We start from the raw sequence: 16,418 nt of genomic DNA, 5'->3' as shown, positions 1-16,418 counted from the left end.
GTGAAGGAACACTCCCCGCTGCGGGATGCACCACTGGTCATGAGCGCTGAGAGAGAGTGGCCCACCCCCCATGAACAACCCAGGCCTGGACTCCGCCGAAATCCTCCCCGACGCACCGCGGAACTGGTCTCCGGAACCGTATCGCGACAGCTATTTAGCGCTTTTCGAGCAGTCCATCGTTTGTATCGCGAATCTTGATCTGGAATTCCGGATAATGGAGGCCAACCGATCCTTCGCCCGCCAATTTGCTTGGACCCCCGGGCACGGTACGGGAAAGGACTTCTGTGATCTCCTGCATCCCAGTGTGCAGGGCAAGACGAAGAACGAGTTGATCCGGCTGGCGGACGGTCAGAGCCCGCGGTTCGCCGACCACTTGGTCGCGGTGGGCGCGCAGGACGCCGTATTCCGCGCGGAGATGACGGGAATCGCCGTACGAAGTGGAGCCGGCCGCGTCGACCGCATCCTGGTGCTGGTCGACCCGGAGGAATCCGCGGACGGTCCGCAGATCGCCAACGCACGGCGCAAACTGTTCAGTCCGATGCACGCCCGCATTCTGGAAGGTGTGGCGATGGGTGAGTCGACGGTCCAGCTGGCCACGAGACTCTTCCTCAGCCGGGGCGGAGTGGAATACCACGTTGCGTCGCTGTTGCGGAAGATGAAGGTGACCAACCGGCCGGCGCTGATATCGAAGAGCTACTCCCTGGGTGTCTTCGCCGTCGGTCAGTGGCCGCCGCGGGTACGCCCGGAGTTCGTCTCCGACTGACCGCGAGAATCCGAAGGTCTCGTGGGCCCCACCGTTTCCCCGCGGTGGGGCCCACGGCGCTCTGTCAGTGGCCGCTGGAGAAGGCCCGCATGCGCCGGTGTCAGCCGACGGGTCTGCGTTCGGCGACGAGCATCGCCGTCAGTTCGCCGCGCCCCCGGATACCGAGCTTGCGGTACACGCTGGTGAGGTGGAACTCCACGGTGCGCTGAGTGAGGAACAGGGCCTCGGCGATCTCCCGGTTGGTGGCTCCGGCCGCGGCCCGCTCGGCGACCTGGCGTTCGCTTCCGCTCAACGCGTCGGTGGGTGACTCGGTGCCGCGTCGCAGCCGGCCGCCCGCCGCGCCGAGGGCGGGCACGGCCTGGTCGAGGAGCAGCCGGTCGCCGCAGAGTACGGCGATGTCGATGGACCGGCGCAGCCGTTCGCGCGCGCTCTCGGCGTCGCCGCGCTCCAGCAGCCGCCTGCCGAGCAGGTACTCGGCGCGGGCGTGCTCCAGACGGCCCGGGCTGTCGTCGAGGAGACGGACGGCCTCGGTCAGTTCGTCGATGCCGGTGTCGCCGGGCGTGAGGACACCGCGGGCGAGGGCGAGCATGCCCAGGGCGCGGGGTGTGCCCCAGCGCCGCACGGCCGGTGCCACGCGGTCGACGAGGTCGCGTCCCTCGCCGGGCCGGCCCAGTTCGGCGAGCAGTTGCGCGGCGTCGTACCACCAAGGGGCGAGGACGGGGTTGCCGATGCCCGCCTCGGCGAGGCTGTCACCGCAGCGCACGAGGTGGCCGAGGGCGCCCTCCAGGTCACCGAGAGCGGCACTGACTCGGGCCCGGCTCATCATGTAGGTGTGCGACTCCAGCGCGAACTCCTCCAGGCGGGGCCGCCGGATCAGGTCGAGCACCTCCTCGGCGCGGCGGGCGTCGCCACGCAGGACGAGAACGTCCGCGAGGGTGCAGTGCGGGCCGACGGCGCTCTTCACATGCAGGTCGCGGTGGACGAGGTCGAAGGCGAGCTGCGCGTCCGCCAGCGCCTGCGCGAGGTTGCCGGTCCACATGTGCACCTGGGCACGGGTGGTGGAGGCGAGGGCGCTGTTCCAGGCCTGGCCGCGCTTTTGGGCGTGCTCCAGCAGCGCGGTGAGCACCGACTCGACGGGCCTGACCTCGTCGGCGAGATAGAGGGTGAGGCTCGCGCCGAGGGCGCCCCAGCCGCCCAGTGACACGTCCCCGACCCGAAGGACCCGTTCGGCGGCCGGGACCAGCTCGGCAGCGGGGCGGCCCTCCAGGGTGCCGAGCGCGCACAGCATGCCGAGCAGCAGGCGCTCCTCGGCGGTCTCGCCGGGCGGCCACACATGTTCGCGGAACCGCTCGCTGACGCGGCGCACGGTGGACTTCTCGTCGAGTCCGGAGACCAGCGCCATCGCCTCGACGAGGGTGCGCAGCGCCTGTTCCTCCGCGGAGTCGCCGAGTTCGGACTCGACCATGGGCAGCGTCTCGCGCACCAACTCGAAGGCGCGCAGCGAGTTCTGGGCGCCGAGGGAGGTGATGACGTACTGCAGGACGAGGCGGCAGCGCAGGCGCGGGTCGGTGGCCAGGGACAGCGCGTGTTCCAGCCGGCCGAGCGCGGTGGGGTGGTCGGAGTGGGCCAGGACCCGGGCCGAGGCGGACAGCAGCTCGATGTCGTCGAGGTCGTGCCGTAAGGCGCGGGAGAGGTACTGGCCGGCGGTGGCCGGGGCGCCGCGCTGCTCGGCGCCGAGGGCGGCGGACCGCAGGACGGTGACCATCCAGGGCTCGGGCACCTCGGACAGGTGCATGAGCTGGACGGCCACCTGGTCGCTGGGGCGCCCGGAGTCGTTGAGCAGGCGGGCGGCGCGTTCGCGCAGCGCCAGGCGTTCCTCGGCCGGGGTCGTGTCGAGCACGGCCTGGCGCATGAGGTCGTGGCGGTAGCCGAGGGAGTCGGGGCGCAGCAGTCCGGCGGCGCGCAGGGCGTCTACGGCGACGGCGGCGGGGCCGGGAGTGGTGCCGGCGAGGGCGGCGACGGGTTCCAGGTCGTCGGACTCCAGGATCGCGAGCGCCTTGGCGACGGCGAGCCGGTCGGGTCCGAGCCGGTCGAGGTGGAAGCGGGCCACCACGCCCTGCCCGAGGCCGTCCCGCAGCGCGTCGGCGTCGAGTCCGGCGTCCGGGGCGCGTTCCCTCAGCTCGCGGACGACGAGCTGGACCAGGAAGGGGGTGCCACCGGTGAGTTCCATGCAGCGTCCGACGACGGACGCGTCGGGTGTGACGGCGAGGGCCGTGGCGAGCATGGTGCGCACGGCGTCGTCGGTGAGCGGCTCGACGTCGACGGTGAGGCAGGAGGGGGCGTCGGCCATCTCGTCCAGCACCTCGGGACGTGCGGGCTCGACCTCGGTGCGCAGCGTCAGGAGCAGGGCGACCGGCAGTCCCTCGGCCCGGCGCAGCAGGAAGCCGAGCCAGCGCAGGGACGCCTCGTCGCACCACTGGAGATCGTCGACGGCCAGGATCAGGGGCCGCTCGGCGGCGAGGGAGGCGGTGAGCCAGTAAAGGCCGTGCATGACGCCGTACATGTCGGCCGGCAGGCCGTCGGGGGCGCCGTCCGCCGTGAGGGCGGGCAGGGCGAGTGCGGCGCTGCCGGCGAGGGCGGCGCTCCCGGCGAGCAGTGGATGGCGCGCCGGGTCTCCGTCGGTGAGCCCGAGCGGCGCGAACAGCCCGCGTACGGCCTCGTAGGCGGCGCCGCCGCTCTCCTGGCACTTGACGGTGAGAACACGGGCGTCGGTGCCCGGTTCGGCGAGCGCCGCGGACATCAGCCGGGTCTTCCCGATGCCGGCGGGCCCGCGGAGCAGGACCGCGCGTCCGTCGCTCGTGCCGTGGAGGTGCTCGCGGATCAGGGTGAGTTCCAGGTCCCGGCCGACGAGCACAGGCTCGTCCTCAGCCTTCAGACCGGACGTTAAAGGCACCGAGTCTCCTGTACTGCCCCCGCCCGCACGGGAGTTGGCGGAAGCACAAACCGAACGACCTTTTCTTGTCCGATCATATGCATCCAACGGAGAGCTCCTCGGCCGCCCGCGATCCGGTCACGCACGACCCGCGGCACCCTTCACGCATTCCCGGTCGCCCACTCGGATCCGATCGCCCATGCCACGCCGCCGGTCAGAGCACCCCCGGGAGAGCAATCTCGTTCGACCCTCCGCACATCCACGGCGGAGCAGGTGAACGGGAATCGCATTCGAGTGTGGCGCACTACACATGAGTGGCCCGCGAAGAATCCGTGAGTGGCCAAGAGGAAATGGCGCGGGCACGCGGGTGCACGCAGAGGGCGGCCGCCCCGGGGGACGGGCGGCCGCCCGGCTCCGACCGTCCTCAGCCGTTGGAGTAGCGGCCCGCCTGGGCGAGGAGCTCCTCCGCGTCGTCGACCGGCGGGTAGATCCAGACCGCGTTGATCTGCTGCTTGAGCGTCTTGGCCTCCTCACCGGACAGCGCGATCTCGCGCTCCCAGCCCTCGGTGTAGAGGGCGCCGGCCGGGCCGAGGTCGAGGCAGGTGACGTACGGGTCCGGGGTGAAGGGCAGCAGGGCCTTGCCGAACAGCTCGGCGGCCACGTTGTGACCCGCGAACTTGCCCATCGGCAGGGCGTGCTGGCAGGACTGCGTCGTGGAGTGGCCCGCCTCGGCGGTGGCGAGTGCGGTGTCGCCGGCGGCGTAGACGTCGGGTACTCCGACGACCTGGAGGTACTCGTCCACGCTCAGCCGGCCCAGCCGGTCGCGTTCGGCGGGGATCTGGGCCGTGAGGGGGCTCGCGGCCATGCCGGCCGTCCAGACGACGGTCGCCGCGGGGATCACCTCACCGTCCGAGAGGGTGACGTCCTCGGAGGTGACGGAGGCCACGGTGCGCCCCAGCCGTCGTTCGATCTTCAGTTCGTCGATCGCGCCGAGGATGGCCGGGCGCGGCACCGCGCCGAGTTCGGGGCCGACGACGTCGGCGAGGTCGACCAGCAGGACACGGACGTCCTCGGCGGCGCCCTCGCCGGCCGCGATGCCGTGCAGCCGCTCCCCCAGCGCGGTGGCGAGCTCCAGCCCGGTGAAGCCTGCACCGACCACGACTGCGGTGTAGCGGCCCGGGGTCGACTCCCGCTCGGGCAGCCGGCGCAGATGGCTGTCGAGTGCGGCGGCCGCGGGCAGAGTGTCGACGTCGAAGACGTCCTGCGCGCCCGGGAACTGGGGGCGTACGAGCTGGCTGCCGGTGGCCAGCACCAACTTGTCGTAGGACAGGGCCAGTTCCTCACCGGTGGGCCGAACGGCCCGTACGGTGTGCGCCTCGGTGTCGATTCCGGTGACGGTGGCCTGGACGCGGCGTACGCCGATCGGGCCGAGGACTCGGTCGAGCGGCACGCGCATGCCCTCAGGGGCGTCCTCGTAGAGGCGAGGGCGGATGACCAGGTCGTCGCCCGCGCTGACGAGCGTGACGCGCACATCGTCGCCGCCACCTGCCTCGCGGGCGGCGCGCACGGCTCCGGCCGCGCTCCACACTCCGGCGAACCCGCCGCCGATGATCAGGACGTCCTTCATGAACTTCTCCGTTCTGAAAAAGCCGAGGTGATCAGCCGGTGCTCCGCGAGTCGGTGCTCCGCGAGCAGGGGCTGTGTCTGCGGGGGCGTCCCCGAGAGCCCGTTCCGCTAATTCTGGACACTACATATCCTGGATATTGAGTGTCAAGATTTACCTGAGCTCGATGCCGGACATCCTGGACATGTAATGTCCGTAATATGCGAATGGCTAAAGGGGTCGAGTGGGCGCTGCACACACTGCTCAACCTGGACATGATCGGCGGCGGCCCGGTGGGCAGCGGCCAGCTCGCCGAGGCCCACGGCCTCTCGGCGTCCTATCTCAACAAGCAGTTGCAGCAACTCGCCCGCGCCGGACTCGTGCTCTCGGTACCCGGGCCGCGCGGAGGCTTCCACCTGGCCAGGCCGCTTGAGGACATCACCTTGCTGGACGTCGTGGAGGCCATCGAAGGGGACGCGCGTCTCTTCCACTGCACGGAGATCCGCTGCTGCGGCAGGATCGGCGAGCTGTCACCCCCGCCGACGGGCATGTGCGCCGTCAACTCGGCCATGCGCAGGGCGGAAGAGGCCTGGCACCAGGCGCTGGCCGCCCAGAGTCTCGACGAGATCAGGACGGAGCTGGACGGCAGCCCGGACGTGCGGCGGATCGTGCGCTCCGCCCTCGAATAAGCCGGCACTCGACACTCGTCCAGCACCCGGCACTCGTCCGACACCCGGCACTCGTCGAAGGCCGCGCAGAAGTCACGTGCCTCAGTCGCGACCCCGCACCGCCGCGAGGCACTGGTCGTACAGGCCGGCCAGGTCGAGGCGGCCGTCATGCCTGGCCCACAGCTCGGTCGCCGTGTCGATGCAGGCGAAGACCGTCGCGACGATCGCCTGGGCACGCGGGTCGGCGGCAGCGCCGGGCCCGGGGCTCAGCCGTGCCTGGACGACCGGGACGAGTTCGGCCTGCCAGCGCAGACGCTTCTCGATGTAGCGGGCGCGCAGCGAGGGCGTGTCGAAAATCAGGCGGGACAGCTCCAGCACCCGCTCCGGGGTATGGCGGGCGGTCAGCAGGACCTCGAATCCGGCGCGCAGCGCGTCCCAGGCGGAGACCTCGGCGGGCTGCTGCTCGACGGTCCGCCTCAGCAGTTCGCCCAGCGCCTCCTGGTCTCCGCAGACCAGGTCTTCCTTGGTGCCGAAGTAGCGGAACAGCGAGCGCTGCGAGATCCCCGCCTCCCGCGCGATCTGCGCGATCGTCGTCTGCTCGTAGCCCTGCTCGGTGAACAGGCGAACCGCCGTGTCCAGGATCGCCTCGACGGCGACCTGCCGTGAGCGGTCCCACAAAGTCGTCATGACCATCAGGCTACCCCTCTAGACAGCGACCGCCTACCTGGCATTAACTGCCAGAAAAGCAGTGACTGAAAAGAGGGCACTCCATGTCAGCCGTCGACTACCGCGGACAGACCACACTGATCACCGGCGCCAGCGCCGGCCTGGGCGCCGAGTTCGCCCGCGAGCTCGCCGCCCGCGGCTCCGACCTCGTGCTGGTCGCCCGCCGCAAGGACCGCCTGGAGGAACTGGCCGGCGAACTGCGCACCCAGCACCGGGTCCAGGTCCACGTGGTGGGGATGGATCTGGCCACGGACAACCCGGGGCAGGAGCTGGCCGCGCTGCTGGAGCGGCAGGGCGTGCAGGTCACCAGCGTGATCAACAACGCGGGGTTCGGGAGCTTCGGCCCCTTCCATCAGGCGGATCCGGTACGGCTGCACCAGGAGATCGCCGTCGACGTGACCGCGGTCGCCGACATCAGCCGCGCCTTCATCGAGCAGTTGCGTACGGCGGGGCGCGGGGTGCTGGTCAACGTGGCGAGCATGGCCGCCTACCAGCCCAACCCGCGCATGGCGCTCTACGGGGCGACGAAGGCATTCGTACTGAGCCTCACGGAGGCGCTGTGGGAGGAGTCGCGCGTCACCGGTCTGCGGGTGCTGGCCCTCTCCCCCGGCGCCACCCGGACGGAGTTCTTCGATGTCGCGGGCACCACGCAGGCCGCGGGCGGAACCAGGCTCGCCGCACCGGTCGACGTCGTCCGCACCGCGCTGGCCGCACTGGACCGCAGGAACCCGCCGCCCAGCGTCATCGCGGGACGTATGAACCGGGTGATGGCCTTCCTCGCCCGTCGCGTGGCCACTCGACGGCAGGTCATCCGGGCCATCGGCCGGCTCACCGCCGAGGGGGCATGACGATGGGCGGGACAGCCGTCGTACTGGGCGGCGGAGGCGCCGTCGGGATCGGCTGGCAGGCCGGCCTGCTGACCGGGCTGGCCGAGGGCGGCTGCGATCTGTCCGGAGCCGACCTCGTCGTCGGCACCTCGGCCGGAGCACTGGTGGGTGCGTTCCTCGCCCGCGGAGCCGATCCGTCGGCGGCCTTGCGTTCGCTTGCCCGGATGGCGCCGGCCATGACCGCGGACCAACTGGCGGAGGGATCCAGGGCTCTCCTCGCCGCAATGGCGGACGCCGGTCAAGGACCCGAGGCGCTGCGCTCGATCGGCCGGCTCGCCGCACGGCAGCCGGCGCTGCTCGACGAGGCGGCCTTTCTCGGCCTGGCAGCCGATCTGGACGGCCAGCCCTGGCCGGGGAACTACCGGTGTACCGCGACCGCCGTCGACACCGGCAAGGTCGTGGTGTGGACCCCCGAATCCCGGGTGGCGCTGCATCGCGCCGTCGCCGCCAGCTGCGCGGCACCGCTGATGTTCCCGCCCGTGACGATCGACGGACGCCGCTACATGGACGGCGGCGTACTGAGCCACCTCAATGTCCGGGCCGCCGTCGGTGCCGAGCGCATCCTGGCCCTGTCGTGCTTCCCGCTCGACCAGCCACTCGCGGCCTTCCAGACGGTGAGCCAGGAGATCGCCGAACTCCACGCCTCGGGAACCGCGTTGCTGGCCATGGAACCCCCCCCCCGAGGTGTTCGCGCTGGGTGCGGGCGGCCCGGCCATGATGGACCCGGCGCTGGCCGAAGAGGCGTACGCCCTCGGACGCGCACAGGCGGACCTCGAGAGGGACGGCGTGATGGCGTGGTCGGGTGAGCGGCGATGGTGAAAGGGAGGACGGCAACTTAGGCGCGAGCGAGGCGAAACGGGTCACACCGGCGCGGGGCGACCGCGGAACGAGGCGCGGTAGCCATGCGGCGTTGTCCCGGTCACTCGCTTGAAGCGCTCGCGGAACGCGGTGGGCGAGCCGAACCCGGCCTGGTTCGCCACGCGTTCGACCGGGTCGTCGGTGGTCTCCAGCAGGTACTGGGCCCGGCGGACGCGTGCGCGCAGCAGCCACTGCAGGGGCGTGGTGCCGGTCTGTTCGTGGAACCGTCGGCTGAAGGTCCGCTCGCTCAGCCCGGATCGGGCCGCCATGGTCTCCAGGGAGAGGTCCTGGCCCAGGTGTTCCTCGATCCACGTGAGCACGGGTTCCAGGACCGAGCCCTGCGGCGCCGGGGGCTGTTCGTGGACGATGAACTGGGCTTGTCCGCCTTCCCGTTCCAACGGCATCACCATCAGGCGGGCGGCGTCGGCCGCCACGGCAGAACCCAGGTCCTGCCGGACCAGGTGCAGGCACAGGTCCAGGCCTGCCGACGCACCTGCCGACGTCAGCAGCCGGCCGTTGTCGACGTACAGCACGTCCGGACGCACCTCCACCTTGGGGTGCAGCTCCGCGAGCAGACCGGTCGCCATCCAGTGCGTGGTCGCGGCGTGACCGTCGAGGAGCCCCGCCTGGGCGAGGGTGAAGGCCCCCGAACAGATCGAGGCGATCCGGGTCCCCCGTGCCGCCGCTGCCCGCAAGGCCTCCAGGGCCTCCTCGGGGGGCGGGCGGCCGTAGTCGAAGCGACCGGGCACGATGATCGTGTCCGCGTCGGCCAGCGCCTCCAGCCCCCAGGGCGCCCGCACGACGTAAGTGCCGCTGTCCACCTCCGGCTTCACGCCACAGACCCGCACCTGGTAGGGCCGTCGGCCGTCCGGCAGCCGTACGCATCCGAACACCTCGACCGGGACCGCCAGATCGAACGCCAGCACCCGGTCCAAAGCGAGAACTGCCACGGTGTGCATGGCATCAACGATAGACGTAATTCGGCCAATGCCAACACCCTCACCAAAAGCCGCAAAGTCAAGAACTTCCCACGTCAGACGCGTGGCGAGAATCCGTTGGTCTTTGTCGATCCAGCCCCTGTGCCGTATTTCGGCCACTCACTAGCGTGAGAACTCGGGCCCCGAGAGCGAACGACCAACCACCGCCGAAAGGAGCGGTCTCTTGTTCATCGATCATCTGTGGATGGTGGGGTTCCGCCTCTGCACCGGTACGGATCGGATCGTCAGGCACTTCTATGTCGTCCGGGACGCCCGGGACGAGCACCACGCCCGGCAGCTCGCGGCCCGGCTGGCCGACACTCTCGTGGAGCGGCGGGCACGCGAGTACGCGCCGCTCGACGAGACGTGGGCCGAGGTCCTCCTCCTGCGCCGCGACGACCTGGGGAACTGGCGCGCACCGAGTCGAACGGCCGCCGGCTCCGCTCAGGCCCAGGCGGTGACCGGCACGAACGAGCTGTCCTGCCGGAACAGCTGAGTCCCGTCCGCCCGTTGCACCCGCAGCTCGTAGTTGTAGTGCCGCAGGTAGTACCCGGGGTAGTTGTACGACTCGAGGCGGATCGAGCCGCCGGCCGTGCCCGTGCGGGCGATGAACGTGGCGTCCTTGGCGAAGGTCGACGTGCCGTCGCTGGTGTCGAAGCGGCCGCGGAAGTCGTAGTGGCGGAGGTACCGGCCGGAGGAGTCGCGGAAGGAGTAGCCGTTCGCGTCGGCGAGGCCCGCCACGACCGTGAAGGTCGAGGCCTGTTTCTCGGCGGTGCTGCTGGAGGCGCCGACCACCGGGAGGTTGAGCAGCAAGGACTGCACCTGCCAGTGGCGGGTGGTGTAGTTGGCGGACTGGAAGGAGCGGGTGACGTTCTTCGCCAGGGCCGGGCCGCCGGAGACCGTCTCCTTGACGACCGTGAAGTGGCGGGCCGTTCCCGAGACGGCGGGCAATGCGGCCGGGGCGGACCAGGTGGCGAAGGTGTCGTGGCTGTCGCTGTAGTAGTACGTGCCGTCGCCGTAGCCGTCGAAGAACAGACGCCAGCCGCCGTTGTCGAGTCGGACCAGTGCGGGGCCCTCGCGGTAGCTGCCCCAGCCGGCCCAGTCGCCGGTGCGGGAGATCGTGTAGGGGCCCGTCAGCGCGGTGGCCGTCGCGTACTCGATGTACTTCGTCGTCTCGTTCTTCGTGAAGGCGTGGTACGTCGAGCCGGTCTTCACGATGAAGGTGTCGATGTGGTTCTCGCCGATGCCGGACAGGGCCACCGGTGAACTCCAGGCCGTCAGCGTGGAGTTGGTGGCCTTCAGCAGATAGGGCGTGAAGATCCACTCGTCGTCCGTGGTCGAGCAGGAGACGATGACGTTCACGCTGCCGTCGCCGTCGACGAACCACTCGGGCGCCCAGGCGCGGGAGAGACCGGCGATCGGGACCGTGTAGTCGTACAGGAACGTCCAGTTGACCCGGTCGGCGCTGCGGGCGAAGCCGATGGTGGTGCTGGGGTCCTGCCAGGTGTGGGTCGTATAGGTGATGTAGTAGTAGCCGTTGGTGTGCTTGAAGATGCTCGCGTCGCGGATGCGGTTGCTCGGCGGTGTGTAGGCGGAGGCCTGGACCAGGCGGAAGTCGGTGGCGTCGTCGGACTGATAGACGTTCACGGTCCCGTCGTCGCTGTTCAGGAACGGCACGATCGTGTACCGGGTGGCGGAGCCGCTGGGCGGTGCGGCCGCCAGTGCCGTGCCGAGCAGTCCGGGGGCCTCGCCCAGGGCCAGCGCCGAGGCGGGTAGGGCGGCCATCGCCCGCAGCAGAGTGCGGCGGGACGGGGTGTGGAGGCGTCTGGTCACGTGCGGCTCTCCCTACGGCTCAAGGGACAACTTCGACATACAGGTTCGGGATTTCGAACGTGGTTCGGAAATTCGATCAGAAGGTAGGGGTGGGGTCCGGGCGCGTCAATGGTTTGCACACGGGGAGGCGGGACCTGGGGGAAACCTGTGGTGAACCTCGGAGCCGCACCGGCGAAAACGTTCCGCCGTCGACACAACTGACGTTACCGTTCGGTAGACAACGTCGTCCCGGAGGTGCCCCGCATGACACCCGACCGTGCCGTAGGCCTCGCCGAGTCCGCCCGTGCGCTGGCCGACGGGGAGGTGACGTCGCAGGATCTCGTCGCGCAGGCGCTCGCGCGGATCGAGGCGACGCAGGGTTCCCTCAACGCCTTCCGGGTGGTGCGGGCCGAGGCGGCCCTCGCCGAGGCCGCGGCCGCCGACAAAGAGCTCGCCGCCGGAGCGCGCCGGCCCCTGCTGGGCGTTCCGGTCGCCGTGAAGGACGACATGAACGTGGCGGGCGAGCCGACCGCGTTCGGGTGCGGCGGGGAGTTCCCGCCCGTCGCCGAGGACGGCGAGGCGGTACGGCGGCTGCGCGCGGCCGGTGCCGTGATCGTCGGCAAGACCAACACCTGTGAGCTGGGGCAGTGGCCGTTCACCGAGGGGCCCGCGTTCGGCGCGACCCGCAACCCGTGGCATCCCGGCCATACGCCGGGCGGCTCGTCCGGCGGTTCGGCGGCCGCCGTGGCCGCAGGTCTGGTGCCGGCCGCGCTCGGCTCGGACGGCGCCGGCTCGGTGCGGATTCCCGCCTCCTGGACCCATCTCATCGGCATCAAGCCGCAGCGCGGCCGCATCTCCACCTGGCCCCGAGGCGAGTCCTTCAAGGGCATCACCGTCAACGGCACCCTCGCCCGTACGGTGGCCGACGCCGCTCTCCTGCTGGACGCGGCCGCCGGCAACCATGAACACGACCCGCACCGGCCAACCGCGATCGACGCCTCCCAGGCCGCGGGCCGCGACCCGGGACGGCTGCGCATCGCGCTCTCCCTCAAGCCCCCGTTCACCGCGCTGCCCGCCCGCCTCCAGCCGCAGGTGCGGGCCAGGATCGTCGAACTCGCCGAGAAACTGAGCGCGTTGGGACACCACGTCGAGGAGGCCGATCCGCCGTACGGCCAGATCGGGCTGACCTTCGTCCCGCGCGCCACGGCCGGTATCGCCGAATGGGCCGACGAGGTGCCCTTCCCCGCACTGCTCGACCCGCGCACCCGCAGCGCCGCCCGCCTGGGCCGGCTCCTCGGCGGGGCCCCGCTGCGGGCGGCCCGGCGCGCGGAGGCGGTCCTGCACCGTCGTATCGGCAGGTTCTACGAGTCGTACGACGTCGTCCTCGCGCCCACGACGGCCGCTCCCCCGCCCCGGATCGGCGCGCTGCTCGGCCTCGGCGGTTTCGCCACCGACCGCGCGATGATCGCCGCCTGTCCCTACGCCTGGCCGTGGAACGTGCTGGGCTGGCCCGGCGTCAACGTCCCCGCCGGATTCGTGGGCGGGCTGCCGGTCGGCGGCCAGTTGCTCGGGCCCGCGAACAGCGAGCCGCTGCTCATCTCGCTGGCCGCGCAGCTGGAGGCGGAGCTGCGCTGGCACGAGCTGTGGCCGCCGCAGCAGGATGAGACGGCGCCGAGCGCGGTCGCCTGAGCCACACCAACTCCCGGGCCCCAGGCCCTACCCTGTGACCATGGACGACGCGTCGATGGTCGGGCTCATGGGGCGGGTCACGGGGACGATCGGGCCGGGACTCGTCGGCGAGGTGATCGTGCGGGTGCGTGGCGGCGCCGAGCACTTCCTCGCCTATCCGGCCACCGGCACGGACCGGATCGAGCGGGGCACGGTGGTGATGGTGGTGGAGTACCAGCCCCCGCGCACGGTCTACGTCCAGGCGGCATACGACAGTTGAGCTCGCCCCGTCGCAGGTGAGAGACCTGTGTGTCAAGGTTGCGACAAGGATCCGTCAACGCCTGTACCCGCGCGGCGGCGAGGCGCACACTCCCATTCGTTCGGTGCCGAAAGGGCACCATCCAAAGGGGGCGTATGCCGATGGTTGTCGGCGTCGTGGCGGGGGCGGCCGTTGTCGCTGTCCTCGTTCTTGTCGGTCTGTTCAAGATGATGTGGCGGGTCGCCGAACCCAACGAGGCCCTGGTCATCTCCGGCTCCAAGCACCGCACGGAGGGCCTGGAGGAGGGCATGGGCTTTCGCATCGTCACCGGGCGCGGCACTCTGGTGCTGCCCGGTGTGCAGGCGGTGCGCAAACTGTCGCTCGATCTGAACGAGACCGAACTTCACGTGGACTGCGTGACCCACCAGGGCATTCCGCTCAAGGTGCGGGGCGTGGTCATCTTCAAGGTGGGCGACGACTTCGTGTCGATCGCCAACGCGGCCCGCCGCTTCCTGGACCAGCAGAAGCTGATGTCCGAGCGGGTGCACAACGTCTTCGCCGGTCATCTGCGGTCCATCGTGGGCGGGTTGACGGTCGAGGACATGATCCGCGACCGGGAGAAGCTCACCGGGCAGACGCGGGCGGCGTGCGGTACGGAGATGGAGAAGCTCGGCCTCATCGTCGACTCGCTCCAGATCCACGAGATCGAGGACCCGACCGGGTACATCAAGAACCTGGCCGCCCCGCACGCTGCGGCCGTGCAGCGGGACGCGCGCATCGCGCAGGCCGAGTCGAACCGGCTCGCCACCGAGGCGGAGCAGCAGAGTTACGCGCGGATGGCCGAGGCGACCCGGGACAGCGAGATCCTCCAGGCGGGCTACCAGGCCGAGCGCGACAAGGCGGGTGCCAAGGCCCGCCAGGCCGGGCCGCTCGCCGACGCGGCCGCCCGGCAGGAGGTCGTCGTCCAGGAGACCCGGGTCGCCGAGCTGGAGGCCCAACGGCGCGAGCAGCAGCTCCAGGCCGATGTCCGCAAGCCCGCCGACGCGCAGGCGTACGAGAAGCGGACGCTGGCCGAGGCCGAGCGCGACGCGCGGATCTCGGCCGCCCAGGCCAAGGCGAAGGAGACGGAGCTGGCGGCCGCCGCCGAGGCGACCCGGGTCAAGACGGCCGCGGGCGCCGAGGCGGAGGCGACCAAGGCACGCGGCTCGGCCACGGCGGCCGCGACCCGGGCCACCGGTGAGGCCGAGGCCGCCGCGGCCCAGGCGAAGGGTCTGGCGAACGCCGAGGCGACCAAGGCCAAGGGGCTCGCGGAGGCGGAGGCCATCAAGGCCCGTGCCGCCGCGCTCGCCGAGAACCAGGAGGCCGTCGTCGCCCAGCAACTCGCCGAGAACTGGCCGGAGATCGTCCAGGCCGGCGCGTCCGCCTTCGGCAACGTCGACAACATGGTGGTGCTCAACGGCGCCGACGGCATGGCGGACATGTTCGCCAAGGCGCTCACCATGGGCGGTACGGGTCTGGGTCTGGCGCGTCAGCTTCTCTCGTCGATGCAGCAGAACGGTCAGGCGCCGAAGGACGCCTCGCCGCTCAACGGGCTCGCCCAGAACCAGAAGGTGCCGATGGACGAGAAGTGACCCTTCACGCGTAGCTCACGGGGGCAGCCCCTAGGGTGCCCCCGTGAGCACGTATACCGACGAGAACGTTCCGGGCCGCTCCGGCCCCACCGCCACGACCGAGGCCGACCCCCGCGCGGTCGGCAAGGTGCGCACCGAGTACTCCCCCGCGCACGACGGTGACCCCGACCCCGGGGAGATCGTCTGGACCTGGGTCCCCTTCGAGGAGAACGACGGACGGGGCAAGGACCGCCCGGTGCTGGTCGTCGCCCGGGAGGCCGGCGGCACCTTCCTGGCCGTGCAGCTCTCCAGCAAGCGGCACGACGGGGACCGCGAGTGGGTCGCCATCGGCAGCGGGCCCTGGGACCGGTCGGGGCGCGACTCCTGGATCGACGTCGACCGCATCCTCCGGCTGCACGAGCAGGGCATGCGCCGCGAGGCGTGCGCTCTGGACCGCGGGCGGTTCAACCTGGTCAGGCAGCGGCTGCACGAGCGCTACGGCTGGACCTGACGGTCGGGGAACGCCCGTACGAACGCGGCGCGCACCGGACTGTCCGGCGTGCGGTCCAGGATGCCGAACACCACGTGCTCGAAGGCCCCGGCGAACCGTCCGCCGGGCCCGAGCAGCCCCCGGAACGCCCCCGCGACCTGCGCCGGGTCGTTCTGGAACACCCCGCAGCCCCAGGCGCCCAGCACCAGCCGCCGGTACCCGTGCGCGGCGGCCGTCTCCAGCACCCGCTCGGCGCGGATCGCCAGCGCGCGGGGCAGCTCGGGCGTGCGCTCGGGGGCCGTACGCCGCACCACCCCCGCGTTCGGGGCGGCGGCGGTCAGGAAGCCTGCGCTGTACGGCTCGTCGAGCAGGCCGCCGCGGTCGTCGCGGAAGACGGGCACGCCGGGTGAGTGGATGACACGGTCCGTGCAGAACGGGTCGCGGTGGGCGCGGTGGTGGTCGTAGAACTCGCGGGCCCCGAGCAGGCAGGTGTACAGCGCCGAGGCGCGGCACAGGGCCTCCTCCTGGGCCTGGGCGCCGTTCAGATAGCCGCCGCCCGGGTTCCGGGCCGAGGCGAAGTTGAGTACGGCCGTCCCGTCGCCGAGCCGGCGGGCCGCCTCCAGGCTGCTCTCGCCCGTGACCTCGAACAACGTCCGCGCCTCGGTCATCGGCGGTACCGGCACGGCCTGCGGTCCGTGCATCCGCGTGCCGTACCGTGCCGCCTCGATCGCCGCCGCGACGGACACCACGCGGCCGTCCGGCGCGCGGTACGTCCCGGCCGCCACGATCTGTTCCGTCTGCTGCGCGATGCCGCGCAGGCGTGCGCTCATGGCGCCACCCCCGTGTGCGCCATGAACGCGCTCACCGTCGCCGTTCGCGCCATGATCGTGCGACCGCTCCGGATGCCCGCGATCTCCCCCGCCGTGCTCACGCAGGCATCGTGAGCGATGCTGGTCATGCGGTGCAACAGAATTCCGGGCCCACAGCCCACCGAGAACGATCGGGAAAGCCCCAGCTAACACTCGGGGAGCGGATGTTACCGACCCGGAACGTGCCGGTACGCACCCTTGTGCGAAGCGACGCGAGGGTCTTGGGTTGGACGAGTGTGCCGAGCCGGGCCGCAAGATCCGGGCCGGTGGCACCCTGGAAACTCAGGAGGATCCCG

The 16,418-nt window shown here is 71.2% G+C and carries 15 protein-coding genes; 9 read left to right on the top strand and 6 right to left on the bottom strand.

Going from position 1 to position 16,418, the window contains the following annotated elements; all coding sequences use genetic code 11:
• The first annotated feature begins 70 nt into the window (after positions 1 to 70).
• Entirely contained in the window at positions 71 to 763 is a 693-nt protein-coding gene (locus ACFQ6S_RS02645; protein ID WP_383402362.1) for a LuxR C-terminal-related transcriptional regulator, read from the top strand.
• 100 nt (positions 764 to 863) lie between these two features.
• Here ACFQ6S_RS02645 and ACFQ6S_RS02640 read toward each other — a convergent pair whose 3' ends face one another.
• Together ACFQ6S_RS02640 and ACFQ6S_RS02635 are read right to left on the bottom strand one after the other, a co-directional pair.
• Complete coding sequence (locus ACFQ6S_RS02640; RefSeq protein WP_383402360.1) at positions 864 to 3,716, bottom strand: ATP-binding protein; 2,853 nt, start codon at positions 3,714 to 3,716, stop codon at positions 864 to 866.
• Positions 3,717 to 4,119: 403 nt separating this feature from the next.
• Complete coding sequence (locus ACFQ6S_RS02635; RefSeq protein WP_383402357.1) at positions 4,120 to 5,322, bottom strand: NAD(P)/FAD-dependent oxidoreductase; 1,203 nt, start codon at positions 5,320 to 5,322, stop codon at positions 4,120 to 4,122.
• 203 nt (positions 5,323 to 5,525) lie between these two features.
• Here ACFQ6S_RS02635 and ACFQ6S_RS02630 point away from each other — a divergent pair, with 203 nt between their 5' ends.
• On the top strand, positions 5,526 to 5,987 hold the full coding sequence (locus ACFQ6S_RS02630) for an RrF2 family transcriptional regulator (protein ID WP_383402356.1): 462 nt from the start codon (positions 5,526 to 5,528) through the stop codon (positions 5,985 to 5,987).
• A gap of 81 nt (positions 5,988 to 6,068) precedes the next feature.
• Here the strand turns inward: ACFQ6S_RS02630 and ACFQ6S_RS02625 are convergent, their stop codons facing one another.
• Positions 6,069 to 6,653, bottom strand: coding sequence for a TetR/AcrR family transcriptional regulator (locus ACFQ6S_RS02625; protein ID WP_383402353.1), 585 nt, complete (start codon positions 6,651 to 6,653; stop codon positions 6,069 to 6,071).
• Positions 6,654 to 6,736: 83 nt separating this feature from the next.
• Here ACFQ6S_RS02625 and ACFQ6S_RS02620 point away from each other — a divergent pair, with 83 nt between their 5' ends.
• Both ACFQ6S_RS02620 and ACFQ6S_RS02615 read left to right on the top strand, forming a co-directional pair.
• A complete protein-coding gene (locus tag ACFQ6S_RS02620; protein ID WP_383402350.1) occupies positions 6,737 to 7,540 on the top strand; it encodes an SDR family NAD(P)-dependent oxidoreductase in 804 nt (267 codons plus the stop codon).
• Positions 7,541 to 7,542: 2 nt separating this feature from the next.
• Positions 7,543 to 8,385, top strand: a complete 843-nt coding sequence (locus ACFQ6S_RS02615) for a patatin-like phospholipase family protein (protein WP_383402347.1) — start codon at positions 7,543 to 7,545, stop codon at positions 8,383 to 8,385.
• A gap of 54 nt (positions 8,386 to 8,439) precedes the next feature.
• On the opposite strand, the gene ACFQ6S_RS02610 is transcribed toward ACFQ6S_RS02615, so the two are convergent.
• The gene (locus tag ACFQ6S_RS02610) at positions 8,440 to 9,396 is read right to left on the bottom strand and encodes a GlxA family transcriptional regulator (RefSeq protein WP_383402344.1); all 957 of its coding nucleotides are present in this window, start codon (positions 9,394 to 9,396) and stop codon (positions 8,440 to 8,442) included.
• A gap of 202 nt (positions 9,397 to 9,598) precedes the next feature.
• Here ACFQ6S_RS02610 and ACFQ6S_RS02605 point away from each other — a divergent pair, with 202 nt between their 5' ends.
• On the top strand, positions 9,599 to 9,910 hold the full coding sequence (locus tag ACFQ6S_RS02605; protein ID WP_383402341.1) for a hypothetical protein: 312 nt from the start codon (positions 9,599 to 9,601) through the stop codon (positions 9,908 to 9,910).
• On the opposite strand, the gene ACFQ6S_RS02600 is transcribed toward ACFQ6S_RS02605, so the two are convergent.
• Positions 9,859 to 11,247, bottom strand: coding sequence for a glycoside hydrolase family 43 protein (locus ACFQ6S_RS02600; RefSeq protein ID WP_383402338.1), 1,389 nt, complete (start codon positions 11,245 to 11,247; stop codon positions 9,859 to 9,861). The genes ACFQ6S_RS02605 and ACFQ6S_RS02600 overlap by 52 nt on opposite strands.
• A 243-nt stretch (positions 11,248 to 11,490) precedes the next feature.
• Between ACFQ6S_RS02600 and ACFQ6S_RS02595 the strand changes: the two genes are divergently transcribed.
• The 4 genes from ACFQ6S_RS02595 to ACFQ6S_RS02580 all read left to right on the top strand — a co-directional run bounded on the left by ACFQ6S_RS02595 (position 11,491) and on the right by ACFQ6S_RS02580 (position 15,274).
• A complete protein-coding gene (locus ACFQ6S_RS02595; protein WP_383402336.1) occupies positions 11,491 to 12,915 on the top strand; it encodes an amidase in 1,425 nt (474 codons plus the stop codon).
• Positions 12,916 to 12,955: 40 nt separating this feature from the next.
• Complete coding sequence (locus tag ACFQ6S_RS02590) at positions 12,956 to 13,174, top strand: hypothetical protein (RefSeq protein ID WP_383402333.1); 219 nt, start codon at positions 12,956 to 12,958, stop codon at positions 13,172 to 13,174.
• A 134-nt stretch (positions 13,175 to 13,308) separates the two neighbouring features.
• On the top strand, positions 13,309 to 14,784 hold the full coding sequence (locus tag ACFQ6S_RS02585) for a flotillin family protein (RefSeq protein WP_383402330.1): 1,476 nt from the start codon (positions 13,309 to 13,311) through the stop codon (positions 14,782 to 14,784).
• Between the two features lie 43 nt (positions 14,785 to 14,827).
• Positions 14,828 to 15,274, top strand: a complete 447-nt coding sequence (locus ACFQ6S_RS02580) for a type II toxin-antitoxin system PemK/MazF family toxin (protein ID WP_383402327.1) — start codon at positions 14,828 to 14,830, stop codon at positions 15,272 to 15,274.
• Here ACFQ6S_RS02580 and ACFQ6S_RS02575 read toward each other — a convergent pair.
• Positions 15,259 to 16,083, bottom strand: a complete 825-nt coding sequence (locus ACFQ6S_RS02575) for a TIGR02452 family protein (RefSeq protein ID WP_383402324.1) — start codon at positions 16,081 to 16,083, stop codon at positions 15,259 to 15,261. The two genes, ACFQ6S_RS02580 and ACFQ6S_RS02575, sit on opposite strands and share 16 nt — an antisense overlap.
• Positions 16,084 to 16,418: the final 335 nt, after the last annotated feature.

The organism is Streptomyces sp. NPDC056479, from assembly GCF_042795335.1.
Classification (GTDB): domain Bacteria; phylum Actinomycetota; class Actinomycetes; order Streptomycetales; family Streptomycetaceae; genus Streptomyces.
The sequence above is the reverse complement of the archived record's forward strand: the minus strand, read 5'-3'. Positions and strand labels throughout refer to the sequence as shown.